This window comes from Streptomyces sp. NPDC005303, from assembly GCF_040607335.1.
Classification (GTDB): Bacteria; Actinomycetota; Actinomycetes; order Streptomycetales; family Streptomycetaceae; genus Streptomyces.
In genome coordinates, this window is the sequence record NZ_JBEXGM010000002.1 from 326,078 (window position 1) to 348,872 (window position 22,795).

At 70.3% G+C, this 22,795-nt stretch carries 20 protein-coding genes; 7 read left to right on the plus strand and 13 right to left on the minus strand.

Going from position 1 to position 22,795, the window contains the following annotated elements; genetic code table 11:
- The first annotated feature begins 58 nt into the window (after positions 1–58).
- The gene (locus ABZT93_RS05400) at positions 59–955 is read left to right on the plus strand and encodes an SDR family oxidoreductase (RefSeq protein WP_356099249.1); all 897 of its coding nucleotides are present in this window, start codon (positions 59–61) and stop codon (positions 953–955) included.
- 9 nt (positions 956–964) lie between these two features.
- Here the strand turns inward: ABZT93_RS05400 and ABZT93_RS05405 are convergent, their stop codons facing one another.
- Both ABZT93_RS05405 and ABZT93_RS05410 read right to left on the minus strand, forming a co-directional pair.
- Entirely contained in the window at positions 965–1,744 is a 780-nt protein-coding gene (locus tag ABZT93_RS05405) for a serine/threonine protein kinase (RefSeq protein ID WP_356099252.1), read from the minus strand.
- Between the two features lie 117 nt (positions 1,745–1,861).
- Positions 1,862–2,917 (minus strand): LacI family DNA-binding transcriptional regulator, encoded by a 1,056-nt coding sequence (locus ABZT93_RS05410; RefSeq protein ID WP_356099255.1) that lies wholly within the window; start codon positions 2,915–2,917, stop codon positions 1,862–1,864.
- A gap of 354 nt (positions 2,918–3,271) precedes the next feature.
- Between ABZT93_RS05410 and ABZT93_RS05415 the strand changes: the two genes are divergently transcribed.
- From ABZT93_RS05415 to ABZT93_RS05430, 4 genes are all read left to right on the plus strand, one after another.
- Positions 3,272–4,597 (plus strand): ABC transporter substrate-binding protein, encoded by a 1,326-nt coding sequence (locus tag ABZT93_RS05415; protein WP_356099258.1) that lies wholly within the window; start codon positions 3,272–3,274, stop codon positions 4,595–4,597.
- Entirely contained in the window at positions 4,594–5,622 is a 1,029-nt protein-coding gene (locus ABZT93_RS05420) for a sugar ABC transporter permease (protein WP_020123272.1), read from the plus strand. Before ABZT93_RS05415 ends, ABZT93_RS05420 begins: the two co-directional genes overlap by 4 nt.
- Positions 5,619–6,512 (plus strand): carbohydrate ABC transporter permease, encoded by an 894-nt coding sequence (locus ABZT93_RS05425; RefSeq protein WP_356099262.1) that lies wholly within the window; start codon positions 5,619–5,621, stop codon positions 6,510–6,512. The genes ABZT93_RS05420 and ABZT93_RS05425 overlap by 4 nt, the downstream gene beginning before the upstream one ends.
- A gap of 123 nt (positions 6,513–6,635) precedes the next feature.
- A complete protein-coding gene (locus tag ABZT93_RS05430) occupies positions 6,636–8,075 on the plus strand; it encodes a GH1 family beta-glucosidase (protein WP_356099265.1) in 1,440 nt (479 codons plus the stop codon).
- 94 nt (positions 8,076–8,169) lie between these two features.
- Here the strand turns inward: ABZT93_RS05430 and ABZT93_RS05435 are convergent, their stop codons facing one another.
- From ABZT93_RS05435 to ABZT93_RS05470, 8 genes are all read right to left on the minus strand, one after another.
- On the minus strand, positions 8,170–10,158 hold the full coding sequence (locus ABZT93_RS05435) for a beta-galactosidase (protein WP_356099268.1): 1,989 nt from the start codon (positions 10,156–10,158) through the stop codon (positions 8,170–8,172).
- Positions 10,155–11,468 carry a glycoside hydrolase family 36 protein gene (locus ABZT93_RS05440; protein WP_356099271.1) on the minus strand — a complete coding sequence of 438 codons (1,314 nt, stop codon included), beginning with the start codon at positions 11,466–11,468 and terminating at the stop codon, positions 10,155–10,157. The genes ABZT93_RS05435 and ABZT93_RS05440 overlap by 4 nt, the downstream gene beginning before the upstream one ends.
- 26 nt (positions 11,469–11,494) lie before the next feature.
- Positions 11,495–12,391: a carbohydrate ABC transporter permease gene (locus ABZT93_RS05445; protein WP_356099274.1), complete on the minus strand. Its 897-nt coding sequence runs from the start codon at positions 12,389–12,391 to the stop codon at positions 11,495–11,497.
- Positions 12,388–13,368, minus strand: coding sequence for a sugar ABC transporter permease (locus ABZT93_RS05450; RefSeq protein ID WP_356099277.1), 981 nt, complete (start codon positions 13,366–13,368; stop codon positions 12,388–12,390). Before ABZT93_RS05450 ends, ABZT93_RS05445 begins: the two co-directional genes overlap by 4 nt.
- A 13-nt stretch (positions 13,369–13,381) precedes the next feature.
- Positions 13,382–14,686 carry an extracellular solute-binding protein gene (locus ABZT93_RS05455; protein WP_356099280.1) on the minus strand — a complete coding sequence of 435 codons (1,305 nt, stop codon included), beginning with the start codon at positions 14,684–14,686 and terminating at the stop codon, positions 13,382–13,384.
- 205 nt (positions 14,687–14,891) lie between these two features.
- Complete coding sequence (locus tag ABZT93_RS05460) at positions 14,892–16,286, minus strand: cellulose binding domain-containing protein (RefSeq protein WP_356099283.1); 1,395 nt, start codon at positions 16,284–16,286, stop codon at positions 14,892–14,894.
- Positions 16,287–16,360: 74 nt separating this feature from the next.
- A complete protein-coding gene (locus ABZT93_RS05465) occupies positions 16,361–17,758 on the minus strand; it encodes a HAMP domain-containing sensor histidine kinase (RefSeq protein WP_356099286.1) in 1,398 nt (465 codons plus the stop codon).
- On the minus strand, positions 17,755–18,459 hold the full coding sequence (locus tag ABZT93_RS05470; protein ID WP_356099289.1) for a response regulator transcription factor: 705 nt from the start codon (positions 18,457–18,459) through the stop codon (positions 17,755–17,757). The genes ABZT93_RS05465 and ABZT93_RS05470 overlap by 4 nt, the downstream gene beginning before the upstream one ends.
- Positions 18,460–18,557: 98 nt before the next feature.
- Here ABZT93_RS05470 and ABZT93_RS05475 point away from each other — a divergent pair, with 98 nt between their 5' ends.
- Positions 18,558–19,064: a hypothetical protein gene (locus ABZT93_RS05475; protein WP_356099292.1), complete on the plus strand. Its 507-nt coding sequence runs from the start codon at positions 18,558–18,560 to the stop codon at positions 19,062–19,064.
- Between the two features lies 1 nt (position 19,065).
- On the opposite strand, the gene ABZT93_RS05480 is transcribed toward ABZT93_RS05475, so the two are convergent.
- Together ABZT93_RS05480 and ABZT93_RS05485 are read right to left on the minus strand one after the other, a co-directional pair.
- Positions 19,066–19,917, minus strand: coding sequence for a fused MFS/spermidine synthase (locus ABZT93_RS05480; protein WP_356099295.1), 852 nt, complete (start codon positions 19,915–19,917; stop codon positions 19,066–19,068).
- Positions 19,918–19,965: 48 nt separating this feature from the next.
- A complete protein-coding gene (locus ABZT93_RS05485; protein WP_356099298.1) occupies positions 19,966–20,346 on the minus strand; it encodes a hypothetical protein in 381 nt (126 codons plus the stop codon).
- A 265-nt stretch (positions 20,347–20,611) separates the two neighbouring features.
- On the opposite strand from ABZT93_RS05485, the gene ABZT93_RS05490 reads away from it, so the two are divergent.
- The gene (locus tag ABZT93_RS05490) at positions 20,612–22,009 is read left to right on the plus strand and encodes a tetratricopeptide repeat protein (protein ID WP_356099301.1); all 1,398 of its coding nucleotides are present in this window, start codon (positions 20,612–20,614) and stop codon (positions 22,007–22,009) included.
- Between the two features lie 112 nt (positions 22,010–22,121).
- Here ABZT93_RS05490 and ABZT93_RS05495 read toward each other — a convergent pair whose 3' ends face one another.
- Positions 22,122–22,715, minus strand: a complete 594-nt coding sequence (locus ABZT93_RS05495) for a histidine phosphatase family protein (RefSeq protein ID WP_356099303.1) — start codon at positions 22,713–22,715, stop codon at positions 22,122–22,124.
- Positions 22,716–22,795 lie beyond the last annotated feature (80 nt).

Here is a 22,795-nt window from a genome sequence, read left to right on the forward strand (position 1 = left end):
GTGGCCCCGCCTTCGCACGCTGGAAGAGCCACAACACTCGTCACAGCGAAGGATCACCATGCGTGTATTCGTCACCGGTGCGACCGGCTTCATCGGTTCCGCCGTCACCCGTGAGCTGCTCGGCGCCGGGCACGAGGTCGTGGGCCTGGCCCGTTCGGACCGGTCCGTGCAGGCACTGAAGGCCGCGGGGGCGGAGGTGCACCGCGGGGACCTGACCGACCTCGACAGTCTGCGCCGGGGTGCCGAGGCGGCCGACGGGGTCGCCCACCTGGCCTTCATCCATGACTTCACCGACCTGGGCGCCTCGGGCGAGGCCGACCTGAGGGCGATCGAGGCCGTCGGCCAGGTGCTCGAAGGCACCGGCAAGCCCTTCGTGGTCACCTCGGGACTGCTGACCGCGCCGGGACACGTCGGCACCGAGGAGGACCCGGCCGACCCCGCCTCCCCCGGCCATCACCGGCTCGGCTCGGAGGTCGCGGCGCTCGCGCTCGCCGAGCGCGGGGTGCGCTCGGCGGTGCTGCGGCTTCCCCCGAGCGTGCACGGCGAGGGCGACGCCGGCTTCGTGCCCATGTTCATCGACTTCGCGCGCGAGAAGGGCGTCTCCGCCATGGTGGGCGGCGGCTTCAACCGCTGGGCGGCCGTCCACCGGCTGGACGCGGCCCGGTTGTTCCGGCTCGCGCTGGAGGCGGCACCGGCGGGCGTACGGCTGCACGCGATCGGGGACGAGGGGGTGGCGTTCCGTGAGATCGCCAAGACGATCGGGCGGGGACTCGGTGTGCCGGTCGCGAGCGTGGCCCCCGAGGAGGCGACGGACCACTTCGGCTGGCTCGGCCGCTTCGCCGCCATCGACATGCGGGCCTCGGCCGAGCTCACCCAAAAGCTGCTCGGCTGGCGGCCGGAGCAGCCCGCGCTGATCCCGGACCTGGAGGCCGGCCACTACTTCAAGACCGTCTGAGCCCCCGCGCTACGACACCGCCCGCCACGCCTCCACCAACTCCCGTACGCCCCCGAACCGTTCGCCCGGCTCGGGACGCGTGGCCCGTGCCACGACCGCGAGCTGTGCGGCCGTACCGCGGAAGGCGTCCTCGCCCGGCCCGGCGTCCAGGAGGAGGCGGGCGGTGCGGCCCAGGACGTGGACGGTGGTGCGGGTGTCGATCGTGGCACCGCGCCGCCACTCCTCGGGCGCCATGAAGCGGGTGGAGCCGGGGAGGCGGTCCTCGGCCAGGACGAACGGGCCCGGGCGGTAGTCGTCGAGGTCGATGAGGCGGAGCTCATGGGCGTCGAAGTCGTAGAGGAAGGCACCGTCGTAGAGGTCCACGGCGACCTGGCCCGCGGTCTCGACGGCGAGGTGGGCGTCCAGGACCCGGTCCAGGGCATGGTGGACGCGGGCGAGGGGCAGGGCACGGAAGCGGGCGCGGGCCGTGGGGTCGTAGAGGATCTCGCCGTCGTGCCACGGCATGACGACGGCCGTACGGCGGACCCCGACGGCGATCCGGTGCACCTGGGGGACGATCGCCGGATGCCGGACCGTCCCGTGGAAGGCCCAGGCGCGGTCGAGGGAGCGCTGGGCCCGGTCGGTGGTGGCCTCCTTCACGAACCAGCGGCTGCCGTCGGGGAGCCGGACGCCGTGGGAGAGACAGCCGGAGTCCTGTTCGCGGAAGGAACGGAACACCTCGCCGACGCTCCGCAGGTACGGCTCGGTCTCGCTGATCGCGTCAACGTCCAGCAGGGGATGGGCGGTCATGGCCTTCACCGGGGTCGGGCGTCCCGGCGGATTCGCCCCGGGCGCGGCTGCTGATGCGCGTGATCCTTGCGTTCAACCTCTTGATGCTGGTGCGGCTGGTGGGCTCCGCCGAAGTGGTCAGGAGGACGCCCGCGTCACCAGTTCCGTGGCCAGGACCACCTGGCGGCGTTCAAGGCCCCGGGACACCGCCGGGCGGCGGTCGGCGATCTCCGAGAGGAGGAGGTCGATCATGTGACGGCCCATCTCCTCGATGGGCTGGCGGACGCTGGTGAGGGGCGGGTCCATGTGGCGGGCTATCGCCGAGTCGTCGTAGCCGACCAGGGCCACGTCCGAGGGGATGCCGAGGCCCTCCTCGCGCAGCACCTGGCGGGCGCCGGCCGCCATGACGTCCGAGCCGGCGAAGACCGCGTCGAGGTCGGGGCGGCGGGCCAGCAGCCTGGTCATCGCCCGGCGGCCGCCCTCCTCCGTGAAGTCACCGGCCTCGATCAGCCGTTCGTCCACCTCGTGGCCCGCGTCGCGCAGCGCGTCCCGGTAGCCGTCGACGCGCCGCTGGGCGCCGTAGACGTCGAGTCGGCCCGTGATGTGCGCGATCGTGCGGCGGCCGCCGGCCAGCAGGTGTTCCACGGCCGAGCGGCCGCCGCCGTAGTTGTCGGAGTCCACGGAGGGCAGTGTCTCGGCGGCCGAGCGCGGGCCGCTGATCACCGCCGGGATCTCCAGCTGGGCCAGCAGGTCGGGAAGCGGGTCGTCGGCGTGGACCGACACCAGCAGCACGCCGTCCACCCGGTGCGCGGCCAGGTACTGGGCCAGCCGACGGCGTTCGCGGTCGCTACCCGCGAAGATCAGCAGGAGCTGCATCTCGGTCTCCGAGATCTCCGCGCCGACGCCCTTGAGCATGTCCGAGAAGTACGGCTCGGCGAAGAACCGTGTCTCCGGCTCGGGCACGACCAGCGCGATCGCGTCCGTGCGGTTGGCCGCCAGGGCGCGCGCGGCGGTGTTCGGGACGTACCCGAGCTCCGCAACCGCCGCCTCGACCGCCGCGCGGGTGGCGTCACTGACCCGGGGCGAGCCGTTGATCACCCGGGAAACGGTGCCCCGGCCCACGCCGGCGCGCGCGGCGACCTCCTCGAGGGTGGGCCGGCCACCGCTCCGGCTCCGCGCTCCGTGGCTTGCCATGGGCTCCGCCTTCCCACCGTGTATCTAAGCTGGCCTGGAATTTAACAGTCCCGCGTGCGGGCGTGACGGTCACGGGGGCCGGTGGCCCCGCACCCGACCGCTTCGTGCGCGGGCGCCGGGCGGGCCGAGTGGTTCCAGTTAACAGGCTGATAACTGAAGGCATCTCTCCTCGCTCACTCCCTTGACACCCTCGCTCCGACCCGCGAACCTTCAACACATCACCGGTGGGAGCGCTCCCACGGTACCTGACACATAAACATCCCGCACGTTCCCCGCCCGAGCCGCAGCATGAACTAACGGGTCCAACAACGCAGTTGGCCGGGGGGTCGGCACGTCAGGCAACAGGAGGACGAAATGCGCACGACTACCCGCCGGTCCCACCGGCTGTTGGCCCTGGCGGCCGTCGCCGCACTGACCACGGGAGTGCTGGCAGGCTGTGCCGGCGACTCGGACGACGGCGACTCGTCGGGCTCGGGCAACAACTCCGGCGGCGGCAAGACCACGCTGACCGTCGGCACCTTCGGAGTCTTCGGCTACAAGCAGGCCGGTCTCTACGACGAGTACACGAAGCTGCACCCCGACATCACCATCAAGGAGAACGTCACCACCCGCACCGACGTCTACTGGCCGAAGGTCCTCACCCGGCTGCAGGCCGGCTCCGGCACCGACGACATCCAGGCCATCGAGGTCGGCAACATCACCGAGGCCGTGCAGACGCAGGGCTCCAAGTTCGTCGACCTCGGCAAGGACGTCGACAAGTCGCAGTGGCTGGACTGGAAGAACGCCCAGGCCACCACCGAGGACGGCAAGCTCATCGGACTCGGCACCGACATCGGCCCGATGGCGATCTGCTACCGCAAGGACCTGTTCCAGAAGGCCGGTCTGGAGACCGACCGCACCAAGCTCGCCGCGCAGTGGAAGGGCGACTGGAACAAGTACGTCGACCTCGGCAAGCAGTACATGAAGAAGGCGCCGAGCGGCACCAAGTTCGTGGACTCGGCCTCCTCCGTCTACAACGCGGTCCTCAACGGTGAGAGCGAGCGCTACTACGACAAGAGCGGCAAGGTCGTCTGGGACAAGTCCAACGGCGTGAAGAACGCCTGGGACGTCGCGATGTCCGTGGCCACCAGCAACATGTCGGCGAAGCTCAAGCAGTTCGACAAGCCGTGGGACCAGGGCTACGCGAACGCCTCCTTCGCCACGGTGGCCTGCCCCGCCTGGATGATCGGTTACATCCAGGAGAAGTCCGGTGAGGCCGGCAAGGGCAAGTGGGACGTGGCTGCCGCGCCGACCGCGGGCAACTGGGGCGGTTCCTTCATCGGCGTGCCGACTGCGGGCAAGCACCAGAAGGAGGCCATCGCGCTGGCGAAGTGGCTGACCGCGCCCGAGCAGCAGGCGAAGGTCTTCGCCAAGCAGGCCAGCTTCCCCTCGACCCCGTCGGCGTACTCGACCCTGAAGCCGGCCGCCGCCACCACGGAGTTCTTCAGCAACGCGCCGATCACCCAGATCTTCTCCGACTCGGCGAAGACGATCCCGGCCCAGGTCTTCGGCGTCAAGGACCAGCCGATCAACACCGCGCTGACCGACATCGGCATCCTCCAGGTCGAGCAGAAGGGCAAGTCGCCCGAGCAGGGCTGGGACGCTGCCACGAACGAGATCAAGGACGTGCTCGGCCAGTGACAAGCCCCAAGCAGGCACTCGCGCATCCCGCGTCGAGCGTCGAGGCCGCGCCCGGCTCCCAGCCGGGCGCGGCCCGGGGCGCTGACGGTCGCGGTACGCCGCCCGAGGGCAAGGGCCCCTGGCGCAGCCGGCTGTACCGCTGGGACATGAAGGCGTCTCCGTACGTGTTCATCGCCCCCTTCTTCGTCATCTTCGGGGCGTTCTCGCTCGTTCCGCTCCTGTACACGGCCTGGTACTCGCTGCACGACGTGCAGCTGTCCTCGCTGGACACCCAGACCTGGGCGGGCCTGGACAACTACAAGAACCTGCTCAGCTCGGACTTCTTCTGGAACGCCCTCAAGAACACCTTCACCATCGGTCTGATCTCGACCGTGCCGCAGCTCATGGCGGCGATCGGGCTCGCCCATATGCTCAACTACCGGCTGCGCGGCTCGACCGTGTGGCGGGTCGTGATGCTGACCCCGTACGCCACTTCGGTGGCGGCGGCGACCCTCGTCTTCACGCTGCTGTACTCGTGGGACGGCGGCATGGTCAACTGGCTGCTCGACTTCGTCGGGATCGACCCGATCAACTGGCGTGAGTCCGACTGGGGTTCGCAGTTCGCGGTGTCCTCGATCGTGATCTGGCGATGGACCGGCTACAACGCGCTGATCTATCTCGCGGCGATGCAGGCGATCCCGGCCGACCTGTACGAGTCGGCGGCGATCGACGGGGCCAACCGCTGGCAGCAGTTCCTCCATGTGACGGTCCCGCAGCTGAGGCCGACCATCCTGTTCACGGTGGTCGTCTCCACCATCGGCGCGACCCAGCTCTTCGGTGAGCCCCTGCTGTTCGGCGGGGTGAGCGGTTCCAAGGGCGGCTCCGAGCACCAGTACCAGACGCTCGGCCTGTACATGTACGACCAGGGCTGGATCATCGGCAACCTCGGCAAGGCGTCCGCGATCGCCTGGTCGATGTTCCTGATCCTGTTGATCATCGCCGCGATCAATCTGCTGGTCACCCGACGTCTGAGGAAGTCCCAATGACCACCAGTGAACTGACGTTGCCTCAGGCCCGTAAGGAGGGGCGCCGGTCCCGTCGGGTGATGGGCGCGGGCAAGCAGCTGCACGCGGGCCCGGTCACCTACCTCGTCCTGGCGGTCTTCGCGCTGGTCTCGCTGGCCCCCCTGGTGTGGACCGCGATCGCGGCCTCGCGGACCGACCGCAGGCTCGCGGAGACGCCGCCGCCGCTGTGGTTCGGCGGGAACCTGTTCAAGAACATGCAGACCGCGTGGGACGAGGCAGGTCTCGGCACCGCGATGCTGAACAGCGTGATCGTGGCGGGCGCCATCACGATCAGCACGGTGCTGTTCTCCACGCTCGCCGGCTTCGCCTTCGCCAAGCTGCGGTTCAGGTTCTCGGGCTTCCTGCTGCTGCTGACGATCGGCACGATGATGATCCCGCCGCAGCTGGCGGTCGTACCGCTGTATCTGTGGATGGCGGACCTCGGCTGGTCGAACCAGCTCCAGACGGTGATCCTGCCGACCCTGGTGACGGCCTTCGGCACCTTCTTCATGCGGCAGTACCTGGTACAGGCGTTGCCCACCGAGCTGATCGAGGCGGCCCGGGTGGACGGGGCGAGCAGCATCCGGGTGGTGTGGCACGTGGTCTTCCCGGCGGCGCGGCCTGCGATGGCCGTGCTCGGGCTGCTGACCTTCGTGTTCGCCTGGAACGACTTCCTGTGGCCGATCATCGCCCTGAACCAGCAGAACCCGACCGTGCAGGTGGCGCTCAACTCGCTCGGCACCGGCTATGTCCCCGACCAGGCCGTGATCATGGCGGGCGCGCTGCTCGGCACGCTGCCGCTGCTGATCGCCTTCATCCTGTTCGGCAAGCAGATCGTGGGCGGCATCATGCAGGGCGCGATCAAGGGCTGACGCCCGTCGTACGGCTTCTCTTCCACGGCTCCTGGGGCCGGGCCGCCGCCGCTTCGGCCCCTGCCCCTCCCCTCCCCCCTCCATCAGTCGGTCTGTTCAACGACCCCCAATGGGAGCGCTTCCATGCCTGAACCCGAATCGCCGGCGACCCCGGTGACCTTCCCCCCCACCTTCCTGTGGGGAGCCGCGACCTCCGCCTACCAGATCGAGGGGGCGGTGCGGGAGGACGGCCGTACGCCCTCCATCTGGGACACCTTCAGCCACACCCCGGGCAAGACGGCCGGCGGCGACCACGGTGACATCGCTGTCGACCACTACCACCGCTACCGCGACGACGTGGCACTCATGGCCGACCTGGGCCTGACGGCGTACCGCTTCTCGATCTCGTGGTCCCGGGTGCAGCCGACCGGCCGCGGGCCCGCGGTCCAGCGTGGTCTGGACTTCTACCGCCGGCTGGTGGACGAGCTCCTCGCGCACGGCATCAAGCCGGCCGTGACGCTCTACCACTGGGACCTGCCCCAGGAGCTGGAGGACGCGGGCGGCTGGCCGGAGCGTGACACGGCGTACCGGTTCGCGGAGTACGCGCAGATCGTCGGGGAGGCGCTCGGCGACCGGGTGGAGCAGTGGATCACCCTCAACGAGCCGTGGTGCGCGGCCTTCCTGGGCTACGCGTCCGGGGTGCACGCGCCCGGCCGTACCGACCCCGCGGCCTCGCTGAAGGCGGCGCACACGCTGAACCTGGCGCACGGGCTCGGCACGTCGGCCCTGCGCGCCTCGATGCCGGCCCGCAACTCGGTGGCGCTCGCCCTCAACTCCTCGGTCGTCAGGCCCTTCTCGCAGGACCCGGCGGACCTGGCGGCGGCGCAGAAGATAGACGACCTGGCCAACGGGGTCTTCCACGGGCCGATCCTGCACGGTGCCTATCCGCAGACGCTGTTCACGGCGACGGAGCTGATCACGGACTGGTCGTTCGTCGAGGACGGCGACCTCGCGCTGATCAACCAGCCGCTCGACGCGCTGGGCCTCAACTACTACACGCCCGCGCTGGTCTCGGCCGCCGACCCGGAGACCAGCGGGCCGCGCGCCGATGGTCACGGCAGCAGCGCACACTCCCCGTGGCCGGGCGCGGACGACGTCACGTTCCACCAGACGCCGGGCGAGCGCACCGAGATGGGCTGGACGATCGACCCGACGGGCCTGCACGACCTGATCATGCGCTACACGCGCGAGGCGCCGGGTCTGCCGCTGTACATCACCGAGAACGGTGCGGCCTACGACGACAAGCCCGACCCCGACGGCCGCGTCCACGACCCCGAGCGGGTCTCCTATCTGCACGGCCACCTCGCCGCGGTCCGCCGCGCGATCACCGACGGCGCGGACGTCCGCGGCTACTACCTGTGGTCCCTGCTGGACAACTTCGAGTGGGCGTACGGCTACGAGAAGCGCTTCGGCGCGGTCTACGTGGACTACACGACGCTGGAGCGGACACCCAAGTCCAGTGCCCTCTGGTACGGCCGGGCGGCCCGCACGGGCACGCTCCCGGAGGTCCACAGCATCCCTTAGCCACCGCGGAGACGGGGGACGGGGAAGGGGCGCGGCATCCGAGGGGGGTGCCGCGCCCCGCCGCGTTCCACCGCGGCAGTTCCTTCGAGGTCGCTCAGCGGACTTCCCGTACGACCACCACGTCGCCCGGCGCCACCGTCACCCGGCCGCCTTCGACGGTCTTGCCGCTCAGCAACTCCGATGCGCGCGCGGACACTTGGACCTCCGCCGCCCGCTCACCGTGGTTGATCAGGAAGAGATAGTCCGCCTCGTCGCCGCGCCGCAGCACCGTCTCCACGCCCTCCGGCGTCTCCCGTACCGGCGTCACGCCCGCCTCGGTGCGGATGCGGTCCAGCAGGGCCGCCAGTGTCGAGGGGTCGGGGTGGGTGGCCAGGTACCAGGCCACGCCCTCGCCGTAGGTGTGGCGGGTGACCGCCGGGACTCCGCTCAGCGGACCCGAGGTGTACGAGGTCACGACCTCCGCGCCGGCCGGCCGTACCCGCTCCGACCACAGGGAGGCCGTACCGCCGCCGTCCAGGGGCACGGTCTCGCCGGGCAGCAGCGGGAACAGTTCGTCCGTGTTGACGCCGAGTGCCTCACGGAAGGCGCCCGGGTAACCGCCCAGGCGGACATGGCAGTTGGCGTCGACGGCCCCGCTGTGGAAGCCGACGACCAGCGTGCCGCCGCCCGACGCGAAGCCGGTCAGGTTCGCCGCGCCCTCGTCGTCGACCAGGTAGAGGGCGGGGGCGAGGACGAGCCGGTACCGCGACAGGTCCGCCGACGGGTGCACGAAGTCCACGGCCACGCCGGAGCGCCAGAGCGGCTCGTACCAGGCCCGGACCAGGTCCAGGTAGCGGACCGACTCGCTGGGCTGGGAGGGGAGTTCCAGGGCCCAGCGGGCGTTCCAGTCCCAGACCACGGCGACCGAGGCGGGGCTGGTGCTGCCCCGCACCTGGGCCAGCGCCTTCAGGTCCGCGCCCAACGCCACCACGTCTCGCCAGATCTGGCTGTCCGTGCCCGCGTGCGGCAGCATCGCCGAGTGCCACTGTTCGGCGCCCGCCTTCGCGGCCCGCCACTGGAAGTAGGCGATGCCGTCGGCACCGCGGGCGACGTGCGCGAGGGCGTTGCGACGCAACTCCCCCGCTGTCTTGGCGCGGTTGACCGGCTGCCAGTTCACCGCGCCGGTCGAGTGCTCCATCAGCAGCCACGGGCCGCCCGCCAGCGAACGCACCAGGTCGCCGCTGAGCGCGATGTCGATCTCCGACTCGGGATCCGTCGACCTCAGATAGTGGTCGTTGGAGACGACGTCCAGCTCCGGTGCCCAGCGCCAGTAGTCCAGCGCGTCGAAGTTGTACATCACCATGAAGTTGGTGGTGGCCGGCACCGAGGGAGCGGCTTCCCGCAGCACCTCGCGCTCCGCCTTGCACAGGGCCAGCAGCTCGTCGCTGCAGAAGCGCCGCCAGTCCAGCTGATGGGTCGGGTTGGGCACGGCACCGGTGGCGCGGGGCGGGATGATCTCGTCCCAGTCGTAGTACCACTGGCTCCAGAAGGTCGTGCCCCAGGCGTGGTTGAGCGCGGCCAGGTCGTCGTACTTCGCCCGCAGCCAGCGCCGGAAGGCCGCCGCGCTCACCTCGCAGTAGCACTCCGCGTTGTGGCAGCCGTACTCGTTGTGGACGTGCCACATCACGACCGCCGGGTGGTCGGCGTACCGCTCCCCCAGCACCCGGGCGATCCGCAGGGCCGCCTCACGGTAGGCGGGGCTCGACGGGCAGAACGTCTGGCGGCTGCCGTACGACAGTCTCCTGCCGTCCTTGTCGACCGGCAGCGCCTCCGGGTGCTCACGGAAGAACCAGGCCGGCGGGGCCGCCGTCGGTGTGGCGAGGTCCGCGGCGATGCCGTTCTCGTGGAGCAGGGCGAGGATCCGGTCGAGGCGCGAGAAGTCGTACTCGCCCTCGCTGGGTTCGAGGAGCGCCCACGCGAAGATGTTGACGCTGACCATGTTCACGCCCGCCTCGCGCATGAGGCGTACGTCCTCGGCCCAGACCTCCTCGGGCCACTGCTCGGGGTTGTAGTCGCCGCCGTAGGCGATGCCCTCCGCGATCATCGGACGTCACCGCCGAGCAGGCGGCGGGTCGTCTCCACGCCCCACTGGTCCAGGGACAGCAGGCGGTCGCTCGAAGCCATCAGGCCGCCCGTCGCCGCCACGTGGGCCGCCCAGCGCTCGCGGGTCTCCACGGCGGGGCGGGCCATCAGGCAGTCGGGGTCGTTGACCCAGAGCCGGCCGTGCTGCCACTGGCGTGCGGCGCCGGTGAACTCGGCCGGGTCCTGGCCCGGCTGGCTGTAGTCGTCGGCCTCGGGGCGGCGGTGCGGGGCCGTGTCGGGGCTGACGCGCATCGCGTCGAACAGGCCGATGGAGGGCAGGAGGGGCGCGCCGCAGCCGAGCAGGTATGCCTCCTCGCCGATGGCCTCACGGATCAGCTCGATGCCCGAGCGGTACGCCGTGAGCGGGTCCGCGGAGGAGTGCCGTACGCCTGCCAGCGCCCCCGCGTACAGGAAGTCGACCTTGAAGTAGTCGTAGCCCTCGGACACCAGGGTCCTGAAGACCGACCCCAGGTACTGGGCCGCTTCGGGGTGGGTGGTGTCCAGGACGCACAGGTCGTGGCCCCAGTTGCGGCCGGCGTGCAGGAAGCCTCCGTCGAGGTCCTCGACCAGCCAGTCGGGGTGCTGGGCGGCCAGGTCACTGGCCGGGTCGACCAGGAAGGGGGCCGTCCAGATGCCGGCCCGGCGGCCCCGCGCCCGGATCGCGTCAGCGATGCCCGCGCGGGAGCGGAAGCGGCCGGAGAGGGTGAGCCAGTCGCCGAGGGCCTTCTGGTAGCCGTCGTCGATCTGGACGACGTCGACGGGCAGGTCGAGGGTGTCCATCGCACGGAGGTTCTCGTGGATGTCGTCCTCGGTGACCTCGGTGAAGTACTCGTACCAGGAGCACCAGACGGTGGGCGCCGGACGGGGCGTCTCGACCCCGAGTCCGGCGGCCCACTCGGCCAGTACCGACTGGATGTCGGTGCCCGTGAACTCCTTCACCGGGCCGTCGGCCAGGACCTCCGCCACGGAGCCTTCGACGATCAGACGGATCGACGGCACCTCCCGCAGCGGGTCCGGCGCCGCCCACAGCCGTACCGGCGATCCGTCCCCCGGATCCAGCGCCAGCAGGCCCTCGCCCTGGAAGGCGCCCTCGGGGACGGTGACGCCCGGCCGGTAGCAGACCGTCGCCCAGTTGTCGTTCGTCGGGCGGTACGGCTTGTCACCGAGGGTGTACGCGCCGCTGGGGCTCCAGGACTGCCAGCCCTCCTCGTGGACGCGGGCCCTGACGGGGTCCACGGGCACGGAGGCGAGCGTGGTGAAGGGGTGGGGCACGGTGGTTCTCTCTCAGGTGAGGGCGGTCAGCCCTTGTTGGCGCCGAGGGTCAGTCCGCTGACGAACTGCCGCTGGAGCACGAAGTACACGACCAGGGTGGGGATCGCGGTGAGCAGGGCGCCGGCGGCGACCAGGTTGGGGTCGGTGAAGAACTGGCCGGAGAGGTTGTTCAGCGCCGAGGTGATCGGCATGTTCTCGCCGGTGGAGATCAGCACGATCGCCCAGAAGAAGTCGTTGTAGATCCAGATGGACAACAACGTGCCCAGCGCGGCCATCGCGGGCTTGCACAGCGGCAGCACGATCTGCCAGTACATCCGCCACACCGAGGCACCGTCGACCAGGGCGGCCTCCGTCAGCTCGTGCGGCAGCATCCGCATGTAGTTGCTGAGCACGAAGGCGCAGAACCCGGACTGGAACGCCACATGGATCAGCACCAGGCCCAGCGCGGAGTCGTACAGCTTGCCGCTCACCGTGATGCCGGGCAGGTCGATGAGCAGGTACATGCGGTACAGCGGGGTGATGATGACCTGCTGCGGGAGCAGGTTGCCGGCGGTGAACACCAGCAGCAGGGCGATGTTGAGGCGGAAGTCGAAGCGGCTGACGTAGAAGGCGACCATCGACGACAACAGCAGGGTGATCAGCACGGCCGGCACCGCGATGATCAGCGTGTTGCCGAAGTAGTGCATCATGTCGGACTGCTGGAACGCGTTCTTGAAGTTGTCGAAGTTCAGCGTGTCCGGCCAGGAGACATAGCCCTTGTTGCTGGTCTCCGAGTAGGGCCTGAGGGCGGCGAGGACCGCCCACAGCAGCGGCGCCAGCCAGGCCAGCGCGGTGCCGGCGAGGAAGACGTGCAGCAGGATCCGGGCGGGGCGGACAGGCGTGCGCTGCTTGGCCGGCGCGCCGGTGGCGACGGTGGTGCTCATGCGCGCCGCTCCTTCCGGAAGGTCGCGATCAGGTACGGGATGATGACCGCGAGGGAGATGACCAGCAGGACCACGGCGATCGCCGAGCCGTAACCGATCCGGCTGGACTCGCCGATGATGTTGTTGGTGATCAGGATCGACAGCAATTCGGTGCCCTGGGCACCCTTGTTGAAGACGAAGACCAGGTCGAAGGCGCGCAGCGCCTCGATGATCGTGACCACCAGGACGACCGTGTTGGTGGGGCGCAGGGTGGGGAAGATGACGTTCTTGAACGTCTGCCACTCGTTCGCGCCGTCCAGCGAGGACGCCTCCCTGAGGGAGGGGTCGACGCCCTTGAGGCCGGCCAGGTACAGGATCATCATGTAGCCGGTGTGCCGCCAGGACGCGGCGATCAGCACCGCCCACAGGTTCAGCTTCGGATCGCCGATCCAGTCGATGTAGTGGCCCGGCTTGTTCGCCCCGATCAGGCTGTTGATCAGCCCGGTGTCGGGGTTGTAGACCAGCTGCCACACGAATCCGGTCACTGCCAGCGAGACCACGACCGGCAGGAAGAACGCGGTCTGGTAGACGCGGGAGAAGCGGATGTTCTTGTCCAGCTGGACGGCCAGGAACAGGCCGAACGGCGTCGGGATCAGGATGAGCACGACGAACCAGATGATGTTGTGCTCGACCGCGGGCCAGAACTGCGGGTTGTCGGTGAACAACTGCTTGAAGTTGTCCAGCCCCACCCACTTGATGGAGTCGAAGCCGATACCGTCCCAGCTGGTGAAGGCCAGGGCGATCGAGGCCAGGGCGGTGACCCAGACCAGGGCCACGTGCAGGACCGTGGGCACGCCGGCCATGAAGCCGAGCGTGAGCCGGTCACGGCGGGTCAGCAGGCGCTTGTGCCCCCGCGGGACCCGCTTGTTCGCAGGCGCAGGGCCCGAAGGCGGCACCGCGGCCGCCTCCGGGCTCTTCGTGTTCGTGTCGGTAGTCATTCAGCCGCTCAGCTCAGGAGGACGCGAAGATCGTCTTCTTCTGGCGTTCGATCGAGGACAGCAGACTGTCGACGCCCTTGGGGTTCTGGAGGAACTTCTGCAGCGAGGGCTGCATCACCGTCGAGGTGAAGTCGGGACGCGAGTCACGGTCCATGAACTGGGTCAGGCTCTTGGCGTTCGAGATCATGTCGTACGCCTTCTTCTGCAGCGGCGTGTAGGAGGAGGTGTCGGCCTTGTTGGAGGCGGCCACCACGCTGGTGTCGGACTTGAGGTAGATCTGCTCTGCCTCCGGCGTGCCCAGGTACTGCATCAGCTTGGTGACGCCCGCCTTGTTCTTCGGCGACTTGCTCACCATGAAGCCGTCGGTCGGCGCCTCGACGGTGTCCTGGCCGTACGCGGAGTTGATCTCCGGGAAGGCGAAGAAGTCCAGGTCGTCCAGGTCGGCCTTGTTGCTGAACTGCTGCGCCACGAAGGAGCCCAGCACGTACATGCCCGCCTTCTTCGCCACCAGGGTCTGGGCGGCGTCCTGCCAGGTGCGGCCCATGAAGCCGTCCTGGTGGTAGGGAAGGATCTCGGCCCAGTGGTCGAAGACGGTCTTGACCTTGGCGTCGGTCCAGGAGGCCTTGCCCGCCATCAGCTCGACGTGGAAGTCGTAGCCGTTGGTGCGGAAGTTGATCTGGTCGAAGGTGCCCATCGCCGGCCAGGCGTCCTTGTCACCGAACGCGATCGGGACCAGGCCGTCCTTCTTCATCTGCTTGCACAGGCTCACGAAGGCGTCCCACGTGGTGGGGACCTCGTAGCCGTGCTGCTTGAAGACGCTCTTGCGGTAGAAGATCGCCCACGGGTAGGTGACCAGCGGCACGAAGTAGTACTTGCCGTCGGCGCCCTTGGACAGCTTCTTCATCGCGTCCGGGAAGTTGCCGCCGATCTTCTCCCACACGTCGTCCACCGGCGAGGCCAGCCCCTTGGCCGCGAAGAACTGCATGCGGTACCCGGCGAACCAGTTGAACACGTCGTCCGGCGTGCCCTGCAGATACGAGTTGATCTGCTCCTGGAACGTGTTGTGGTCCTTGGTGTTGACCTTGACGGATATCCCCGACTGCTTCGTGAACGCCGTGTAGATCTCCCCGTACGCCTTCTTCGGCACGGCGTCCGACTGGTTGGAGCCCAGCGTGACGGTCTTGGGGTCCGAGGAGCTGCCGCTGCCGCCACAGGCGGACAGCAGGGGGATACCGGCCCCGAGCAGGGCGGCACCGCCCACACCCTTGAGCAGACCACGGCGGCTGGGCGACGGGAGAGAGGACGAGAGGTCACGCATGTACGGCTCCTGAAGGCAGGGGTTCGGGCACGGAGGGTTTTGGAGACCAGTCGAAACCGACCAGAAACCAACTTGACCGAACACGTTGGCGCAATGACAGCGTTATGTCAGGTCATGCGTCAATAGCTTCCGGCGCGATTTGTCGAAACGTGACCGACATCCCTGCCTACCGGTGACCCAGGAGCCCCGTCGGCGGTGGGCGGGTTCAGTTGTAGGCGGCGAAGGCCTTCGAGAAGGCGAACGCGTCCTGGACGACCGAGCTGCAGCTCGCGTCGGCCGAGGGCTTCGCGCCCCCGGGGCACTGCTTGTCCCGGGTGGCGGACCACATCGACAGCCCGCCGAGTCCCTTCGCCTTGGCGAAGTTCACGAGCTGGGAGGCGTCGTCGACCTCGAAGATCTCCGAGGCCACGTCGTTGACCCCGATCATCGGCGTCACGCCGACCGTCTTCCAGGCCGCGCTGTCGGACAGCCCGAGGACCCCCTTGACCTGCGCCTGGGTGGCGGTGGCCGCCTGCTCGGCGTAGGTGCCCATGTCCGCACTGTACGAGGCCCCGTAGTCCATCGCCATGATGTTGACGGTGTCGATCCTCACGCCATTGGACTTGGCGTTCGCGAGCAGGTCCACGCCGTCCTGGGTGAGGCCCTCGGGCATCACCGGGAGGGTGTAGGAGACGTCCAGGCCCGGGTGCCGGTCCTGGAGCCTCGCGATCGCCTGCGCCCGGCGGGTGTTCGCGGCCGTGTTCGGCAGCGCCCCGCCCTCCACGTCGAAGTCGACCTTGGTGAGGCCGTACGCGTCCACGACCTTGCCGTACGCCGCCGCCAGCGCGTCCGCCGAGGAGCAGGTCGTGGCCAGCTCGGAGCCGGAGGCGCCGCCGAAGGAGACCCGGACGTCCCCGCCCTTCGCCCGCAGCGCGCCGATCTGCGCGGCCACGGCGTCGCTCGCCAGGTCGGTGACGCCGCCCCACTTGGGGGTGCAGCCGCCGCCGTCGGTGACGAAGGCGAGGTTGTAGTCCTGCACGCCGGTGGCCGCCGTGCTCGCGAGGAGGTCGAAGGCGGGGTAGAGGGAGGTGTCGACGTAGGGGGCGAAGCGGGCGCTCTTGGCGGGGGTGGTTGTGGAAGTGGGTGTGGGGGTGGGTGAAGCGGTGGACGTGGGTTCGGGTGTGGGGGTGCCGCTGTCGCCGGTGGAGCAGTCGCCGTTGTCGACGAGGCAGCCTGTGGGGTCGCCCGTGCCGTCGACCACGAACCCGACGGTGACCGACTCTCCCGGGGCGAGACCGTCGGTGTCCCACCGGGGCGGCTTCACCAGGACATGCCGCCCGGTCACACTGGACTCCCCGTTCCACAGGGAGGCGAGCGTGGACCCGCCCGGCAGGTCGAACTCCAGCTTCCAGTCCTTCTCCGCCGCACCGCTGTTGTTCGTGACGACGTACTGCGCGGTGTACCCGGTCGACCAGGCACTCGTCCTCGTGTACGCGGCGCCGACGCCGGCCGCCTGGGCGGTACCGCTCAACAGGACCGCGCCGGTCCCCACCACGGCGGCGGCGACCACCCCGCCGATCACCTTGTTCCTGCCACTCACTCTGCGCCGATGAATGCTCATGGCGAGGCACGCTAGCGATCCGGAAACGGGCAAATGGCCTGATCAGGACGGGCGTTGAGGAACTTAGGGCGCGCTTAAGGAAGGGATCGGGGCCGGTTAAAGGTCGAGACCAGTCTCCCCGTCCGGCGCCTGCGCACCCGGTGTCCCCGGCGCACCGGTTCCCGCCCGTCCAGCTGGATCCAGACCCGCACCTCGGTACCGCCGAGCACCGAAGAACCGATCCGTACGTCCCCGCCCGTCGCCTCGGCGAGCCGCCGCACGATGTCGAGCCCGAGCCCGGTCGACCCGGCGCTGCCCGACCCCCGCCCGCGTGCCATGGCGGCCTCCGGGTCGCGGATGCCGGGGCCCGCGTCGGAGACGAGCACGATCACCGCGTCCTCGCCGTTGTGCACGTCGACCGCGAAGGCCGTGCCCTCCGGGGTGTGCCGGAAGACGTTGCCGAGCAGGGCGTCGAGGGCGGCCGCGAGATCCGCCCGGGCCACAGGTATGCGCACCGGCCGCTCGGTGCCGGCCACTCGCCATTTGCGGCCCTCGTCCTCCGCGAGCGCCGACCAGAACCCCATCCGCTCCCGCACCACCTCGGCCGCGTCGCACCCGGCGCCGGGCCCGGCGGCCGCGGTCTGCGGCTTGGCCTCCCGGGCGGTACGGATGATGGTGTCGACCTCGCGCTCCAGCTGCGCGACCGCCGCCCGGGTCTGCTCGGCGGCCGGACCGTCCCCGAGCGAGGCCGCGTTCAGCCGCAGCACGGTCAGCGGGGTGCGCAGCCGGTGGGACAGATCGGCGGCCAGCTCCCTCTCGTTCGCCAGCAGTTGGACGACCTGGTCGGCCATGGAGTTGAACGCGACCGCCGCAAGCCGCAGTTCGGTCGGCCCTTCCTCCGGCACCCGCGCGCCCAGCTTCCCCTCCCCCAGCTCGTGGGCACCCTCGACGAGTTTCTGCGCGGGCTGCACCATCCGTATCCCGAGCCGGTCGGCGACCGCGACCGAGCCGACGACGAGCGCGATGCCGACGCCCGCGAGCACCGCCCAGGCGGTCGCGACGCCGTTGCTCACCTCGGACTCGGGGACGTACACCTCGACGACGGCTATCGCGCCGGAGCTGAGCGCGACCGGCTGGAGCAGGGTGGAGCCGCCGGGCACCTCGGTGGTGGAGGCGCGGCCCAGTTCGCGCACGGTCGCGATGTCGTCGGCGGCGGCCCGCTGCCGGCCGATGTCCACGGCCCGCTGGCCGCCGCCCGCCGGTATGTGGACGGCCATCCCGGAGTCGGAGCCCGCGGAGGCGACGACCCGCTCCAGCTGGTCGCGGTCCGTGGTGATGGACAGGGCCGGGGCGACGGCGGCCGCTTCCCGCTCGGCGTTGGAGAACGCGCGGTCCCGGGCCATCTCCTTGATGACGAGGCCGAGCGGGACCGCGAAGGCGACCACGACCATGGTGGTGACCGCCAGACAGACCTTGACCAGGGCCCACCTCACAGCGGCAGCCCCCCGCCCGGTGGTTCCAGCTTCACGCCGACGCCCCGCAGGGTGTGCAGATAGTGGGGCTGCGCGGCCGTCTCGCCCAACTTGCGCCTGAGCCACGACAGATGGACGTCGATCGTCTGGTCGTCGCCGTAGGACTGCTGCCAGACCTCCGCGAGGAGTTCCTTGCGGGGCACGACCACACCGGGCCGGGCGGCCAGGAAGGCGAGCAGGTCGAACTCCCGGCGGGTGAGGTCGAGTCGGACGCCGTCCAGTTCGGCCTGGCGGCGCAGCGGGTCGACGCTCAGGCCGCCGACGCGCAGCACGGCCTCGGGCGGCGCGTCACCTCCCGCGGCCCGGGACCGTCGTAGGACGGCGGACATGCGGGCGGAGAGGTGCTCGACCGAGAAGGGCTTGGTGAGGTAGTCGTCCGCCCCGGCGTTCAACAGCCGGACGATCTCGGTCTCGTCGTCCCGCGCGGTGGCGATGATGACCGGGACGTCCGTGATCCCGCGCAGCATCTTCAGGGCCTCGGACCCGTCGAGATCGGGCAGACCGAGGTCCAGGATCACCACGTCGAAACGGAAATGGGCGACCTCGCGCAGCGCCTCCAGCGCCGTGCCGACGCTGCGCACGGTGTGTGCCGCGTCGGTCAGGTGCCGGATGAGCGCCGAGCGAACGAACTGGTCGTCCTCGACCACGAGCACACTTGCCATGCGCCGCACCGTACGCGATTCGGGCGGGCACGGTCGGGGCCTGTGGATAACTCAGTCCGTGTGCGGCCTGTGAGACGCGTGAGGCAGTATGGCGGGCGATGCGCAGAGGACTCGTACACGTACTGGCCTGGTTGCTCGCCACCGGCGCGGCGGTCACGTTGTCGTGGTGGGGTGTCCACACGGTCATGGCGGGCACGGCCTACGACCCGCCCCGCGCCCTGCCCATCACGGCGGCCGAGGCGACGACCCAGGAGTCGAAACCGTTGACGTCACCGACCCCGACACGGACCGGGCGCACGGCCCCGACGAAGAGCCCCGCACCGACACCGAGCCCCGCGACCGCGAGACCGACCCCGTCGAAGAGCCCGTCTCCCACCGCCTCCGGCCGGATCAGGAGTTACGACACCGACGGCGGCCGTGCGGTCTTCGACCTCGGCGAGACGTCGGCGACCCTGGTGTCCGCGACACCGGGCACGGGCTGGTCGATGCAGGTGTGGAAGACGGAGTCGTGGATCCGGGTGGAGTTCTCCTCGGGCGCGGACCGGGTGTCGGTGTTCTGCACCTGGCACGACGGCCCGCCGCGGGTGGAGATCGGAACGTACTGAGTCAGCGGAACACGGAGGGCGGCGGTGCCGGGGAGGCCACCGCCTCGGCGTCCGTCACGGGCACGGCCCCGCCGGTGAAGTCGAGGAGTGCCCTGCCGTGTTCGACGCGGCCCGGGTGCGGATCGGAGGCGGCGCGGCGGGTCAGTTCCGCGACCGGCAAGGGGGTGTCGGAGGCGACCAGGACGGCGTTGCCGAAGCGTTTGCCGCGCAGGACCGTCGGGTCGGCGACCAGGGCGAGTTCGGAAAAGCGGGCGGCGGCGGTGGCGATCTGGCCGCGGAGATGGGCGAGCGGCGGTCCGTCGGCGAGGTTGGCGGCGTAGAGACCGCCCGGCTTGAGCGCCCTTCGGACCTCGTCGAGGAACTCCGTCGAGGTGAGGTGGGCCGGGGTCCTGGCTCCGCTGAACACATCGGCGATGACGAGGTCGGCCCATCCGTCTGCGACCTTGGCGAGTCCTGCGCGGGCGTCGAGGGACCGCACCCGTATCCGGGCGGTCGGCTCCAAGGGGAGCTTCCGTCGGACCAGTTGGACGAGGGCCGCGTCCCGCTCGACGACCTGCTGCGTGGAGCGCGGGCGGGTGGCCGCGAGGTACCGGGCGAGGGAGAACGCGCCTCCGCCGAGGTGTACGGCGTGCACCGGTCTGCCGGCCGGGGCGGCGAGGTCGATGACATGGCCGAGTCGGCGCTGGTACTCGAAGGAGAGGTGTCGGGGGTCGTCCAGGTCGACGTGGGACTGCGGTGCGCCGTCGATGAGCAGCGTCCACGCGTGTGTGCGCTCGCGGTCGGGGATGAGCTCGGCGAGGCCGCCGTCCACTGGTTCTACGACGGCTTCGGCGGACCTTCTGGACTTTCCCACTCCGCCATTATCCGGGGCAGTCGGTGCTCGCGCTTGCGCGGGCACCGGTCACCGGCAGTTGTCCGCGGCCCTGATCAGTCTCGCTGCCTCGTCCAGTGCCGCCCGCAGGACCGCGGGGTCCGTCGCCAGGTCCGCTTCCCCGGGCGGCAGCAACCAGTCAGCACCCTCCACGGGTGGCTCCGGAGTCAGCCGCAGCCCCCGGCCGTCCGTCTCCGTGCAGGTGCTCCCCGGCACGTCCCAACCCGCCGCTGTCCCTGGTGGCACCAGGAACCCCAAGGTCTGGCCACCGTCGTCGTGCAGCACCGGTCCGACCCCCTCCCCCACCCCCCGCCGCAGGATGTCGACGGCCTCCAGGCCGTGTCTCGTCGGCACCGTGACCACGTCGCACGACACCGGCGTACAAGGTTCGACGCTCTGGCTGATCTCCATCGCGGCCTCCACCAAGGAACCCTCATCCGACTCCGAGAGGTTCAACGCGCGCCGGCGTCAACGGCTACGGCCGAAGTCCGCCGCAAAGGATGGCAGTTCATGGCGGATCGTGGATGAGATATCCGGTTTGTAGCCAAACCACGCATGGCGACCCGGACACAACAGGTACGTTCTTGCCCGCCGGAAACAGGGCGTCACACTGACAAACCAGTCAACTCGCCCCACCTCCGGCATGGTTCGACGGTTCGCACGAGAGGACCCGGCCATGGCGTCGTCGATCGTGATTTCGTCCCAGTCCCCCACACCACCGCAGCCGAACCTCGCGTTCCGGCGCCTGCGCGGACAGCGCTCGCCGGCCGAGTTCGCCGCGGCGGTGCGACGGGCCGCGCGCGAGATCGGCGAGAGCGTCAGCTGCGACGCACGCTATGTGGGCCGCGTCGAGGCGGGCGAGATCCGCTGCCCCAACTACGCGTACGAACGGGTGTTCCTGCACATGTTCCCCGGCCGCACGCTCACCGACCTGGGCTTCGCCTCCCGCGCATCCGTACGCGGACGCCGGACGCGCACCACGGGTGAGACAGCGGGGACGTACGAGCCGTATGACACGCAAGACCCTGACGAGACGTACGACAACTACGAGGAGAGCGACGTGCTGCGTCGCGCATTCATGACCGGCGGGGGCGCCACGGTCGCCGCCGCCTCACTGGGCCCCTTGGGGCTCGCCCTCGACGCCGAGGCCGCCGGACGGCCGGTCCGGCGAGCCGGGGCGGGCGAGGCGGGTGCCCTGGAAGAGGCCGTGCGCAGGATCCGGTTGCTGGACGACCGGCACGGCGCGGACGGCCTGTACCAGCGCGCGGCGGCTCCACTGCGCGCCGCCTACGCGTTGCTGGACGCCGGCGCGACCCGGCAGACCACCGCCGACCGGCTGCACGCGGGCGCGGGTGAACTCGCCATCTCGGTGGGCTGGCTCGCGCACGACTCCGGACGATTCGACGACGCCCGCTCGCACTATGCGGAGGCGCTCGCGACCGCCCGGGTGACCGGTGACGACGCCCTGGAGGCGCACGCGTTCTGCAACACCGCCTTCCTCGCGCGCGACGCGGGACGGCCACGGGAGGCGGTGCGGGCCGCACAGGCCGCGCAGCGGGTCGCCCGGCCCCTGGGTTCGGCCCGGCTCATGTCGCTGCTCGCGCTGCGCGAGGCGGGCGGCTGGGCGGGGCTCGCCGACCGCACCGGGTGCGAGCAGGCTCTGGTCCGCGCGCAGGCCTACTTCGAACGAGGCCTCTCGGACGCCGACCCCGAGTGGATGAGCTTCTACGGCGAGGCCGAACTGGAGGGCCTGGAGGCACAGTGCTGGTCCACGCTCGGCGACTGGCGCCGGGCCGCCCGGCACGCGCGCCGCGCGGCGGATCTCCAGGACCCGCACTTCACCCGCAACATCGCGCTGTACACGGCCGAACTCGCCGACGACCTGGCCCGCGGCGGCCGCCCGGACGAGGGTGCGGCGGCGGGGCTGCGGGTGCTGGAGCTGTTGGGCGAGGTCCAGTCGTCCCGCATCCAGACGATGCTGGCGGCGACGGCGAGGGTGCTGTTGCCCCACCGGCGGGCTTCGGGGGTGTCGGCGTTCCTGGAACGCCACGCGTCATTGCCGAGGATCGCGTAATCGCTCGGCCGCGGGTTCTCGTGGCCGGTCGCGTCCCTGAAAGAGCTGACTCCACCACCTCAGGGGCGCGGGGAACCGCGCGACAAGCCCGCACCGGCCGACGGTCGGGCACCTACCCCAGATGCCCCAAGTCGTTCCAGCTCTCGATCGCCGGTTCCCCGTAGGCCCACCCGAGCACGGACAAGGACGTCGGATTCAGCCGCACCCGCGCCGCGAAGTCGAGCGGCAACCCCAGCCACCGCGCCCCGATGGACCGCAGGATGTGCCCATGGGCGAACACGAGCACATCCCGGTCCGCGGCACGCGCCCACGCGACGACCTCGTCCGCGCGGGACGTGATCTCCGCCAGGGACTCCCCCTCGGGGACGCCGTCCCGCCAGATCAGCCACCCCGGCCGCACCGCCTGGATCTCGTCGGGGGTCATGCCCTCGTACGCGCCGTAGTCCCACTCCATGAGCATGTCCCAGGTGGCCGCCCGGTCACCGAACCCGGCGAGTTCGCAGGTCTCACGCGCGCGTGCCAGCGGGCTGGTGCGTATCTCCACCCCCGGAAGGCCGTCGTACGGGGCCCGGTTCAGCCGCTCGCCGAGCAGCTTGGCGCCCCGCCGGCCCTCCTCCAGGAGCGGCACGTCGGTCCTGCCGGTGTGCTTGCCGGACAGCGACCACTCGGTCTGTCCGTGCCGGGCCAGCAGGATGCGCGGTGCCATGGAGAAACCTTTCCGGGGAAAAGCGGAGGCGGAACCTCTCCATCATCGCGCACGCTGGGGGAGGGCAACCCGACGGGCGA

What these genes read in the sequence shown, in the direction of transcription:
- ABZT93_RS05490 (WP_356099301.1), top strand. Translation starts at nt 20,612, where the DNA reads ATGGCGTCGTCGATCGTGATTTCGTCCCAGTCCCCCACACCACCGCAG.
- ABZT93_RS05400 (WP_356099249.1), top strand. Translation starts at nt 59, where the DNA reads ATGCGTGTATTCGTCACCGGTGCGACCGGCTTCATCGGTTCCGCCGTC.
- ABZT93_RS05495 (WP_356099303.1), bottom strand. Translation starts at nt 22,715, where the DNA reads ATGGCACCGCGCATCCTGCTGGCCCGGCACGGACAGACCGAGTGGTCG.
- ABZT93_RS05485 (WP_356099298.1), bottom strand. Translation starts at nt 20,346, where the DNA reads ATGGAGATCAGCCAGAGCGTCGAACCTTGTACGCCGGTGTCGTGCGAC.
- ABZT93_RS05450 (WP_356099277.1), bottom strand. Translation starts at nt 13,368, where the DNA reads ATGACTACCGACACGAACACGAAGAGCCCGGAGGCGGCCGCGGTGCCG.
- ABZT93_RS05445 (WP_356099274.1), bottom strand. Translation starts at nt 12,391, where the DNA reads ATGAGCACCACCGTCGCCACCGGCGCGCCGGCCAAGCAGCGCACGCCT.
- ABZT93_RS05410 (WP_356099255.1), bottom strand. Translation starts at nt 2,917, where the DNA reads ATGGCAAGCCACGGAGCGCGGAGCCGGAGCGGTGGCCGGCCCACCCTC.
- ABZT93_RS05405 (WP_356099252.1), bottom strand. Translation starts at nt 1,744, where the DNA reads ATGACCGCCCATCCCCTGCTGGACGTTGACGCGATCAGCGAGACCGAG.
- ABZT93_RS05435 (WP_356099268.1), bottom strand. Translation starts at nt 10,158, where the DNA reads ATGATCGCGGAGGGCATCGCCTACGGCGGCGACTACAACCCCGAGCAG.
- ABZT93_RS05475 (WP_356099292.1), top strand. Translation starts at nt 18,558, where the DNA reads ATGCGCAGAGGACTCGTACACGTACTGGCCTGGTTGCTCGCCACCGGC.
- ABZT93_RS05460 (WP_356099283.1), bottom strand. Translation starts at nt 16,286, where the DNA reads ATGAGCATTCATCGGCGCAGAGTGAGTGGCAGGAACAAGGTGATCGGC.
- ABZT93_RS05470 (WP_356099289.1), bottom strand. Translation starts at nt 18,459, where the DNA reads ATGGCAAGTGTGCTCGTGGTCGAGGACGACCAGTTCGTTCGCTCGGCG.
- ABZT93_RS05425 (WP_356099262.1), top strand. Translation starts at nt 5,619, where the DNA reads ATGACCACCAGTGAACTGACGTTGCCTCAGGCCCGTAAGGAGGGGCGC.
- ABZT93_RS05415 (WP_356099258.1), top strand. Translation starts at nt 3,272, where the DNA reads ATGCGCACGACTACCCGCCGGTCCCACCGGCTGTTGGCCCTGGCGGCC.
- ABZT93_RS05430 (WP_356099265.1), top strand. Translation starts at nt 6,636, where the DNA reads ATGCCTGAACCCGAATCGCCGGCGACCCCGGTGACCTTCCCCCCCACC.
- ABZT93_RS05455 (WP_356099280.1), bottom strand. Translation starts at nt 14,686, where the DNA reads ATGCGTGACCTCTCGTCCTCTCTCCCGTCGCCCAGCCGCCGTGGTCTG.